This window comes from Clavibacter sp. MX14-G9D (assembly GCF_032917815.1).
GTDB classification, from domain to species: Bacteria; Actinomycetota; Actinomycetes; order Actinomycetales; family Microbacteriaceae; genus Clavibacter; species Clavibacter michiganensis_K.
On record NZ_JAVCVL010000092.1, the window covers coordinates 1 to 9865 of the forward strand.

9 protein-coding genes are annotated in these 9865 nt (G+C 73.9%); 3 read left to right on the top strand and 6 right to left on the bottom strand.

All coding sequences use genetic code 11. The features are described 5' to 3' along the window. Nucleotides 1-84 precede the first annotated feature (84 nt). Nucleotides 85-942 (bottom strand): LysR substrate-binding domain-containing protein, encoded by an 858-nt coding sequence (locus Q6969_RS08975; protein ID WP_317230123.1) that lies wholly within the window; start codon nucleotides 940-942, stop codon nucleotides 85-87. A 148-nt stretch (nucleotides 943-1090) separates the two neighbouring features. On the opposite strand from Q6969_RS08975, the gene Q6969_RS08980 reads away from it, so the two are divergent. Beyond that, entirely contained in the window at nucleotides 1091-2560 is a 1470-nt protein-coding gene (locus Q6969_RS08980) for an MFS transporter (RefSeq protein ID WP_317230124.1), read from the top strand. Here Q6969_RS08980 and Q6969_RS08985 read toward each other — a convergent pair. Continuing rightward, the gene (locus Q6969_RS08985; protein ID WP_317230125.1) at nucleotides 2469-3500 is read right to left on the bottom strand and encodes an aldo/keto reductase; all 1032 of its coding nucleotides are present in this window, start codon (nucleotides 3498-3500) and stop codon (nucleotides 2469-2471) included. The genes Q6969_RS08980 and Q6969_RS08985 overlap by 92 nt on opposite strands. A gap of 119 nt (nucleotides 3501-3619) precedes the next feature. On the opposite strand from Q6969_RS08985, the gene Q6969_RS08990 reads away from it, so the two are divergent. Then, on the top strand, nucleotides 3620-4297 hold the full coding sequence (locus Q6969_RS08990) for a metal-dependent transcriptional regulator (protein ID WP_317230126.1): 678 nt from the start codon (nucleotides 3620-3622) through the stop codon (nucleotides 4295-4297). Between the two features lie 26 nt (nucleotides 4298-4323). On the opposite strand, the gene Q6969_RS08995 is transcribed toward Q6969_RS08990, so the two are convergent. The 3 genes from Q6969_RS08995 to Q6969_RS09005 form a co-directional block, all read right to left on the bottom strand. Then, nucleotides 4324-5574 carry an Nramp family divalent metal transporter gene (locus Q6969_RS08995; protein WP_317230127.1) on the bottom strand — a complete coding sequence of 417 codons (1251 nt, stop codon included), beginning with the start codon at nucleotides 5572-5574 and terminating at the stop codon, nucleotides 4324-4326. An 80-nt stretch (nucleotides 5575-5654) separates the two neighbouring features. Next, complete coding sequence (locus Q6969_RS09000) at nucleotides 5655-6575, bottom strand: hypothetical protein (RefSeq protein WP_317230128.1); 921 nt, start codon at nucleotides 6573-6575, stop codon at nucleotides 5655-5657. A 73-nt stretch (nucleotides 6576-6648) separates the two neighbouring features. Then, the gene (locus tag Q6969_RS09005; RefSeq protein ID WP_317230129.1) at nucleotides 6649-7956 is read right to left on the bottom strand and encodes an MFS transporter; all 1308 of its coding nucleotides are present in this window, start codon (nucleotides 7954-7956) and stop codon (nucleotides 6649-6651) included. A gap of 77 nt (nucleotides 7957-8033) precedes the next feature. Between Q6969_RS09005 and purU the strand changes: the two genes are divergently transcribed. After that, entirely contained in the window at nucleotides 8034-8906 is an 873-nt protein-coding gene (purU, locus tag Q6969_RS09010; protein WP_094116548.1) for a formyltetrahydrofolate deformylase, read from the top strand. A 35-nt stretch (nucleotides 8907-8941) separates the two neighbouring features. On the opposite strand, the gene Q6969_RS09015 is transcribed toward purU, so the two are convergent. Further along, nucleotides 8942-9709 carry an ABC transporter permease gene (locus tag Q6969_RS09015; protein ID WP_317230130.1) on the bottom strand — a complete coding sequence of 256 codons (768 nt, stop codon included), beginning with the start codon at nucleotides 9707-9709 and terminating at the stop codon, nucleotides 8942-8944. Between the last annotated feature and the right edge of the window lie 156 nt (nucleotides 9710-9865).

The following is a 9865-nucleotide window of genomic DNA, read 5'->3' on the forward strand; positions in this document are numbered from 1 at the left end:
ACCCGCGGCCGCCGGGGCCGGGCGCGCGACGCCGGCCTCGCCGACGACGGCCTGCCGCCCGTCGCCCGCTGGTAGCCCGCGAGCTCAGCTGGCGCGCGTCACCCCGCGCGACATGATCGCCGAGGTCAGCGCCTCGATCGACGCGCGCGGCCCCGCCGGGTGGTCCATCAGCACGTAGTCGACCTCGTCGAGCTCCGGGAGGCCGAGCCGCGAGGTGACCTTCACGAGGTCCGTCGGGATGAGCGCCTGCGGCAGCACCGCCACCCCCATGCCCGCGCGCACCGCCGCGAGGACGCCGTTCACGTCGCGCGTGCTGCAGGTGATCCGCCAGGTGCGGCCGGCCCGCTCGAGGGCGTCCATCGCCATCTGCCGGCTGATGCTCGGCGCCCGGTAGGCGATGAGCGGCACCGTGGCGCCCGGCTCCACCAGGGTGCGGTCGAGGCCGACCCACACCATGCGGTCGCGGCCGACGAGCCGCGCGGACGGGTGCTCGTCGACCGTGGTCTTCGTGAGGATCAGGTCGAGCTGCCCCGCCAGGAGCCGCCGGTGCAGCGGCCCGCTCTGCGTGACCGTGAGCTCCAGCTCGATCTGCGGGTGCAGCTGCCGGAAGTGCCGGAGGATGCGCGGCAGCTGCGTGATGGCCAGGTCGTCCGCGGTGCCGAAGCGCAGGCGGCCGCTCACCTCGGATCCGCCGAAGTAGCTCTCGGCCGCCTGGTGGGCCGCGAGGATGGTGCGCGCGAACCCGGCCATGGCGTCGCCCGCGTCGGTGAGGCTCATCCGTCGGGTGTCCCGGGCGATGAGGGTGCGGTCGACGGAGCGCTCGAGCCGCCGCACCTGCTGGCTCACGGTCGGCTGGCTGACGCCGAGCCGCGCGGCCGCCTGCGTGAAGCTGCGGGTGTCGGCCACGGCGAGGAACGTGGCGAGCAGGGTCGGATCCAGCACTCGGGCTCCCATTCGATCTGGTGATGACACTCATCATGTCGAGACGGGATCCGAATGGGAAGGCCGCGGGTAGCGTCGACGTCGGCCCCACGAGGGCCGACCCATACGGAACCGATCCGCCCATACGCAACGCACACCGCAGGATGAAGTGACCCCGCCGCCGAACGCCTTCCCCCCGACCGCCCCGCTCCCGATCCAGACCCAGCGCCCGCCGTGGCGCCACACCCTCATCGCCCTGAGCGTGCCGAACTTCCGCCGCTTCACGGCCTCGAACGTCATCGCCATGACCTCGGGGTGGATGCAGCGCATCGCCCAGGACTGGCTCGTCCTCGAGCTCACCGGCAGCGTCACCGCGGTCGGCATCACGGTCGCCATGCAGTTCGCGCCGATGCTGTTCTTCGGGCTGCTCGGCGGCGTCATCGTCGACCGCTGCTCGAAGCGCATGCTGATGATGATCACGCAGGGCACCTACGCCGTGCTGAGCGCGCTCCTCGCCGTCCTCACGCTCACGGGCCGGGTCGAGGCGTGGCACATCTTCGCCATCGCCTTCGCGACGGGCCTCGTGACGGTGATCGACAACCCCGCGCGCCAGGTGTTCGTCACCGAGATCGTCGGGCAGCAGCATCTCCGCAACGCGATCAGCGTCAACTCCTCCGTGTTCCAGCTCGGCGGCATGGTGGGCCCGGCGCTGAGCGGGATCCTGCTGCTCGCCGTCGGCGCCGGCTGGTCGTTCGCGATCAACGCGCTCGCGTGCGTCGTCGTGGTGCTCACCCTGTGGAGCCTCGACGCGCGGCAGCTCATCCGCATCCCGCCCGCGCCGCGGCGCCGCGGCCAGCTCGCGGAGGGCCTCCGGTACGCCCGGTCGAAGCCGACCATCCTGTGGCCCGTCGTCCTCGTGGCGGTCTTCAGCGTCTTCGGGCTGACGATGCCCGTGCTGCTGGCGGCGTTCGCGAGCGACGTCTACGACGTGGGCGCGGGCGGCTACGGCTTCTTCAACTCCATGGTCGCCGTCGGCGCGCTCACGGGCGCGCTGCTCTCGACCCGGCGGGCGAGCGTCCGGCTGCGCACGATCGTGGTCGGCGTGGGGATCACCGGCCTCCTGCAGGCGGCGGCGGGCCTCATGCCCGGCATCGCGCCGTTCGCCGTCGTGCTCGTCACGGTCGGCATGTCGGCGCTGCTGTTCCAGACCGCGGCGAACTCGCTCGTGCAGCTCTCGAGCAACATCGCCATCCGCGGGCGGGTCATGAGCGTCTACGTGCTCGTGCTCCTCGGCGGCCAGGCCGTGGGCGGACCGCTCATGGGCGGGATCGTCGAGGCGTTCGGCGTGCACGTCGGCATGGTCGTCTCGGGCGGCGTGCCCGCCCTGGCCGCCGCCGTCGTGGCCGGGATCCTCGCCCGCCGCGGCCAGCTGACCCTGGAGGTCGTGGTGCGCCGGCACGTCCCGCGGGTGCGGATCACCCCGCGCGCGGCGGGTGCCGGTCGCCCCCGCGTCGCCGGAGCGGACGAGGGGGCGGCCGGCGGCCGGCTCAGCCGCGCACGTCGATCGCGCGGTGGCGCTGCTGCACGCCGGCCGGGCCGTACGGGTAGTCGGACACCACGGGCGCGCTCACCGCGCTGAGCGACGCGATGTCCTCCGCGGTGAGGTCGAGGTCGGCGCTCGCCATGTTGTCCTCCAGCTGCTCCACGGTGCGGGCGCCGAGGATCACGCTGGTCACCGCCGGCTGCGCCTCGAGCCACGCGAGCGAGACGCGCGCGGAGCTCGACCCGTGGGCGTCGGCGATGCGGCGCACCTCGTCGAGGATCGCCCACGTTCGCTCCTGGCCGTTCCGCGGCGTGAACGCCTCCATGCCGCGCTCCGGGTCCTCGCCGAGCCGCGTCGCGCCCGTGGGCGCCTCGTCGCGGCGGTACTTGCCGGTCAGCCAGCCGCCCGCGAGCGGCGACCACGGCAGGAGCCCGATGCCGGCGTCGAGCGACGCGGGCACGATCTCCGACTCGATCTCGCGGACGAGCAGGCTGTACTGCGGCTGGAGGGTGACGGGCGGCGTGAACCCGAGCGCCTTCGCGAGCCCCACGGCCTTCGTGAGCTGCCACCCGAGGTAGTTCGAGAAGCCGTAGTACGAGATCTTGCCGGCGCGCACGGCGTCGTCGAGGAAGCGCAGGGTCTCCTCGAGCGGGGTCACCGCGTCCCACGCGTGCATCTGGTACAGGTCGATCGTGTCGACGCCGAGGCGGCGGAGCGAGTCGTCGAGCGCGCGCACGAGGTGGCGGCGCGAGGTGCCGACGTCGTTGTTCCCCTCCCCCATCGGGAAGCGGCCCTTGGTGGCGACGACCATCTGGTCCGCCTCCGTCGGGTGCGCCGCGAGCCACCGGCCGACGATCTCCTCGGAGACGCCGGCGCTGTACACGTCCGCGGTGTCGATGAACGTGCCGCCGCCCGCGACGTAGGCCTCGAGGATGCGGCCCGAGGTCTCCTCGTCGGCCTCCGCGCCGAAGGTCATGGTGCCGAGCGCGTAGGTCGACACGATCGCGCCGCTGTTGCCGAGAGTGCGGTACTGCATGTGGTTCCTCCATCGGATGCGCCGCGGGCGTCCCTGCCCGCGGTCACCCTCCAGCATGCACCGCCCCGGCGTCGCGGGTCGGCCGAGGGCCGTCCGCGGACGCTCGGTACCATGGCGGCATGTCCGTCGACGAGCTCACCAGCGCCGCCCAGGACTACCTGAAGCTCATCTGGACCGCGACCGAGTGGTCCGACGAGCCCGTCACCGTCACCCGGCTGGCGGAGCGGCTCGGCGTCCGGCCGGCCACCGCGTCCGACGGGCTCCGCCGCCTCGCCGCGCGCGGCCTCGTGGAGCACCGCCCCTACGGGAGCATCGAGCTCACCGACGACGGGCGGCGGCACGCGATCCAGATGGTGCGGCGCCACCGGCTGCTCGAGACGTTCCTCGTGGAGGTGCTCGGCTACGGCTGGGACGAGGTGCACGACGAGGCCGAGGTGCTCGAGCACGCGGTCTCCGACGACTTCGTGGCGCGCATCGACGCGCACCTGGGGCACCCGTCGCGCGACCCGCACGGCGACCCCATCCCGTCCGCCGACGGCGAGCCGCACCTGCCCGACGCGACGTGTCTCGCCGAGGCGCACGCCGACCGCCCGCTGCGCGTGCGCCGCATCTCCGACGAGGACCCGCGGCTGCTGCGCGAGCTCGCGGAGCACGGCATCGGGCTCGACGCGACGCTCGTCCGCACCGCCGCGCTCGACGCCGACCCGGGGGCCGTGGTCGTCACGGTCGACGGGTCCGCCGGGCGCCCGCTCACGCCCGCCGCGGCGTCCGCGGTCTGGGTCTCCGACGCCGGCTGACCCCGTGCGCGGTCGGCCGCCGCCCCTCACCCGCCGAAGGTGAGGGCCACCAGCGCCACGTTCAGCACCACCACGAGCGAGACCGCGACCCAGGCGGCGATGCGCGTCAGCGGCCGGTCGACGTGCTCGCCCATCACGCGGCGGTCGCCTGTGAGGCGGATGAGCGGGATGAGCGCGAACGGGATCCCGAGGCTCAGCACCACCTGGCTGATGACGAGCGCCGTGGTCGGGTCGACGCCCACCGCGAGGATCGCGAGCGCGGGGATGAGCGTCACCACGCGGCGCGCGAGCAGGGGCACCTTCACGTGCAGCAGCCCGCCCATGATCGCGGCGCCGGCGTACGCGCCGACCGACGTCGACGCGAGCCCGGACGCCAGCAGGCCGACCGCGAACACGACGCCCACGACGGGACCGAGCGACGCGGTGATGGCCGCGTGCGCGCCCTCGATGGAGTCGGTGCCGGGGACGCCCCCGAGGCTCGCCGCCGCGATGAGGAGCATGGAGATGTTGACGGCGCCGGCCACGGCGAGCGCGGCGATCACGTCCCAGCGCGTCGCCGCCAGGAGCCGTCGCAGCACGCCCGGGTCCCGCTGCACGCCGTGCCGGTCGCGGCTGAGGGACGAGTGCAGGTAGACGGCGTGCGGCATGACGGTCGCGCCGAGCATGCTCGCGGCGAGCAGCACGCTGTCCGGACCGTCGAAGCGGGGCACGAGGCCGCCCGCGATGCCCGACGCGGAGAGCGGGCTCACGACGAGGCCCGTGAGGAAGCCGACGGTGATGACGAGGAGCAGGGCGCCGATCACGAGCTCGAACGGCCGCTGCCCGTGCCGCGACTGCACCGCGAGCAGGCCGATGGACACGAGGCCGACGATCACGCCGCCGGCCAGCAGCGGGATGCCGAACAGCAGGTGCAGGGCGATCGCGCCGCCGATGACCTCGGCGAGGTCGGTCGCCGCGGCGATGAGCTCGGCCTGCACCCAGAACGCGCGGCGCCGCGTGGTCGGCAGGCGCTGCCCGAGGAGCTCGGGGAGGCTGCGGCCGGTGACGAGCCCCAGCTTCGCGGACTGGTACTGGACGAGGACCGCGATGAGGTTCGCCGCCACGAGCACCCACACCAGCAGGTAGCCGTACCGGGCGCCCGCGGTGAGGTTGGCGGCGACGTTGCCGGGGTCGACGTAGGCGATGGCCGCGACGAAGGCGGGGCCCAGCAGGAGCACCAGGCGCGGGCCGGTGACGGGCCGGCCCGCGCGCCGGCGGGGGGGAGCGGTGCGGGTCATGACGGCCTCTCCGATGAAGTGTTAGCCGAGGCTAACATCCGTCGGCGGCCGGGGACAGGGGCGGATCCGGATCCCGTCGCTCAGCTCGCCGCGCGGCCCGGCGCGAGGAACGCGGAGTCGTCCGCCTCCTCGCCGCGGACGACGCGCACCCAGTGCGCGAGGAGCGCGGCGCCGGCGTGGTCGTGGATCAGGTCGCCGGCCGTGAGGACCGGGTAGGGGGTCGCGGGGATGCCGTCCGCCGGCCGCACGTCGACGTGCGCGACCTCGTGCCCGTTCTCGTGCAGCCAGTCCGCCATCGCGTAGTCGGTGCGCGAGTCGCCGACCGTGCGCCAGCGCAGCGGCAGCGGGCCGCTGTCGGCGAGGAGCTCCAGGGCGCGGGCGGCGCCGAGGTCCTTGCCGAGCCGGATCGACTCGACGTCGGTGGAGATGATGGTCGGGTCCACGCGCACCTGCACCCGGCCGTCCGCGTCGGGCGTCTCCCGGCCCTCGAGGACGGACCCGAGCCCGTGCGCGGTCAGCATCTCGACCGCGCGCGCGTCGAGGTCGGGCTGCACGGCGAGGTAGTCGGCGGAGGCGACGCTCGTCAGCTGCTCGAGGGAGACCATCGCGAGCTTGGTGCGGTCGAAGAACATCCAGTCCGCGAAGCGCTCCGCGACGAGGCGCTCCATGTCGCGCATGAACGCCTCCGGCAGCGCGAGCGAGCCGTCGACGTGCACCTCGCCGGCGCCCTCGGGCGTGATCGAGAACCACGACGCGCCCTTCTCGCACACGGCGTGCACGCGCGCGCCGGCGGGGAGCCCCGCGTCGACGAGCGGGCCGACGACCTGCGCGCGGATGAAGGCGTCGGACCGGCCGGTGTTGAACACGATCGGCACGCCCGCGGCCGCGAGCTCCACCAGGTCGGCGGCGATGCTCGGGATGGCGAGCGTCCGGGTGATCGGGCTGGCGATGGGGCCGTCGACGTCGAGGAGGAGGCCGAGGGGCGCGGGGGTCGTGGTCACGGCTCCATCCTCCCGCAGGCGGGCGGGGCGGGCGGCGCCAGGCCGTCGGGCAGCGCCGGACCGTCGGGCGGCGCTAGGTCGTCGGGCGGGAGGCGGCCGCGCGGACGCGGACGGCCCGACCCGCGGATCCGACGACGAGCACGACCGAGACCGCGAGAACCAGGAGGTACGCCCCCGGCAGCGACGCGATGCCCAGCCCGTCGAGCAGCGCCCCGCCCACGAGCGCGCCGCCGCCGATGCCCACGTTGAACGCCGTCGTGTAGAAGGAGCTGGCCGTGTCGCGGAACGCGGGATGCGCGGCGTGCAGCATCCGGGTCTGCAGCAGCGTCGGGATCGCGCCGAAGGCCAGGCCCCACAGGAGGAAGCCGGGGATCGCGAGCGCCCACATCCCCGGCACCAGCGCGAGGGAGGCGACGCCGATCCCCGCCGCCGCGAGCCCCAGCAGCACCCCCAGCTGCGGCCGCGTCGGGAACAGGGTGCCCGCGAGGAGCAGCCCCACCGCCCCCGCGATGCCGTAGCCGAAGAGCATGGCGCTCAGCTGCTGCTCGGGGATGCCCATGACGCGCGTGACGAACGGGTCGACGTACGTGTAGAAGCCGTACTGGCCGATCATGATCACCATCGCGGTGAGGCACACGAACAGCACCCCGCCGACGCCCTGCCCGGACATGCGCTCCCGGATCCCCGGCCGCCGGGCGGCGACGACGGGCGGGGCGTCGCGGGCGGGCCGGCCGACCGCGGGCAGGAAGCGCCACACGAGCACCATCCCGAGGAGCGTCAGGACGCCGATGCCCGCGAACGCCGCCCGCCAGCCGAACGCCTGCCCGGCCGCCGTGCCGAGGGGCACGCCCAGCACGAACGCGAGGCTCCCGCCGCCGCCGGTGAGCGCGACCGCGCGGCCGATGAGCGCGGGCGGCACGAGGTGCGCCGAGTACGCCCCGACGATGGCCCAGAACAGGCCGTGGGCGAGCCCGCCGAGCACGCGGGTCGCGGTGACGAGCTCGAACGTGGGCGCGAGCGCCGTGAGGAGGTTGCTCGTCGCGAAGACCGCGAGCACCGCGAGGAGGAGCGCGTGCCGCGGGACCCGGCGGGTGAGGGCCGCGAGCGGCACGCTGGACACGACCACCGCGATCGCGAAGACCGAGACGAGGAGGCCGACGCGCGACTCCTCGACCCCGAGGTCGCCGCTCATCTCGCTGAGGAGGCCCGTCGGCAGCATCTCGCTCGTGACGCTGAGGAACACGCACGCCGCGAGCGTCAGGATGCCGACCCAGGGGAAGCGGAACGCCGGATCCGACGCGTCGTGCGGCGCCGGCGAGCGCCGCGCGCGGCCGACGGCCCGGTCGGGATCGGGCAGGAAGATGGGGGAGGTGTTCGTCATGTGGACCCAGGGGACGTGACGGCGGGAGAGCTCCCGGGGCCGGCGGGATCCGCGCAGCCAGGCAATAGCCTAGACGGATGACCGACCAGGCCACCCGCGCCCGCGCGCCCCACCGCGTCCTCAGCTTCTCCTGCGACGACCGACCGGGCATCGTGCACGCCATCGCGGGCGCCATCGTCGCGGCGGGCGGCGACATCACCGAGTCGCAGCAGTTCTCGAGCGCCGACACGGGCCGGTTCTTCATGCGCCTGCAGGTGCAGGCCGCGGACGACGACGACCGGCTGGCCGACGCCCTCTCCGCCGTGGTCGAGCGGTACGACGCCACGTGGCACCTCGACGAGGTGGGGCGGCCGCTGCGCACGCTCGTGCTGGGCTCCACGGCCGAGCACTGCGTGAACGACCTGCTGTTCCGGCAGCGCGCGGGGCAGCTGCCCGTCGAGATCCCGCTGGTGCTCAGCAACCACGGGCGCCTCGCCGACCTCGCGGGCTTCTACGGGGTCCCCTTCGAGCACGTCCCCGTGACGGACGAGGGGTCGAAGGCGGCGTTCGAGGCCCGCGTGATGCGCGCGGTCGAGGAGCACGACATCGAGCTGGTGGTGCTGGCCCGCTACATGCAGATCCTCTCCCCCGGGCTGTGCGCGGCGCTCAGCGGCCGGATCATCAACATCCACCACTCCTTCCTGCCCGGCTTCAAGGGGGCGAACCCCTACAAGCAGGCGCACGCGCGCGGCGTGAAGCTCATCGGCGCGACCGCCCACTTCGTCACGAGCGACCTCGACGAGGGCCCGATCGTGGAGCAGAACGTGGTGCGGGTCGACCACTCGCGGAGCGCGCGGGAGCTCATGGCCATCGGGCAGGACGAGGAGTCGCGCACCCTCACGCAGGCCGTCCGCTGGTTCGCGGAGCACCGGGTGCTGCTCGACGGCGCGCGCACCATCATCTTCCGCTGACGCCGACGCGGCCGACCGCCCCGGCCCGGCCCGGCTCAGCGCGTGCTGATCGTCCGGTACTTCCGCACGGCCAGCGGCACGGCCACCACGAGCAGCACCACCGCCCAGATCAGGGTCGTCACGATGGGGTGCTGCAGCGTCACCGCGTCGGGGACCGGCGTGCCCGGCGGCACGTTCCCGAAGAGCTGCCGCGCGGCCAGCACCACGGAGGACACCGGGTTGTACTCGGCGAACACCCGCAGGGGCGTCGGCAGCGTGTCGCTCGGCACGAACGCGTTGCTGATGAAGGTGAGCGGGAACAGCACGAGGAACGACGCGTTGTTGATCACCTCGGGGCTCCGCACGCTCATGCCGAGGAACGCCATGACCCAGGAGAGCGCGTACGCGAACAGCAGCAGGAGGGCGACCCCCGCGAGCGCCTCCAGGAGGCTCGACCGCACCCGCCAGCCGACGACGAAGCCCGTCGCGAGCATCACGGCCATCGAGAACACGTTGATGAGCAGGTCGCCGTTGGTGCGCCCGACGAGCACCGCCGAGGGGCTCATCGGCAGGGTGCGGAACCGGTCGATGATCCCGTCCTTCAGGTCGTTCGCCATCGCGGAGCCCGAGTAGGTGGAGCCGAACACCACGGTCTGGGCGAAGATGCCCGCCATGATGAACTCCTTGTAGTCGCTGCCCGGGATGTCGATCGCGCCGGCGTAGACGAAGCTGAACAGCAGCACGAACATGATCGGCTGGATCAGCGTGAAGACGAGGATGTCCGGCAGCCGCTTGATCTTGATGAGGTTGCGGCGCGTGGCGATCCAGCCGTCGGTGAGCCACGTCGCGAGGGTGGCGCGCTGCTCCGGGCGCGCGGGCGCCCCGGACGCCCCGGACGTCTCCCGGCGGCCGTCCACGGCGGTCACGACGCGGCCCGTCGGGCGTCGCGGCGCGGGTGCTCGGACGGCGGTGGATCCGCG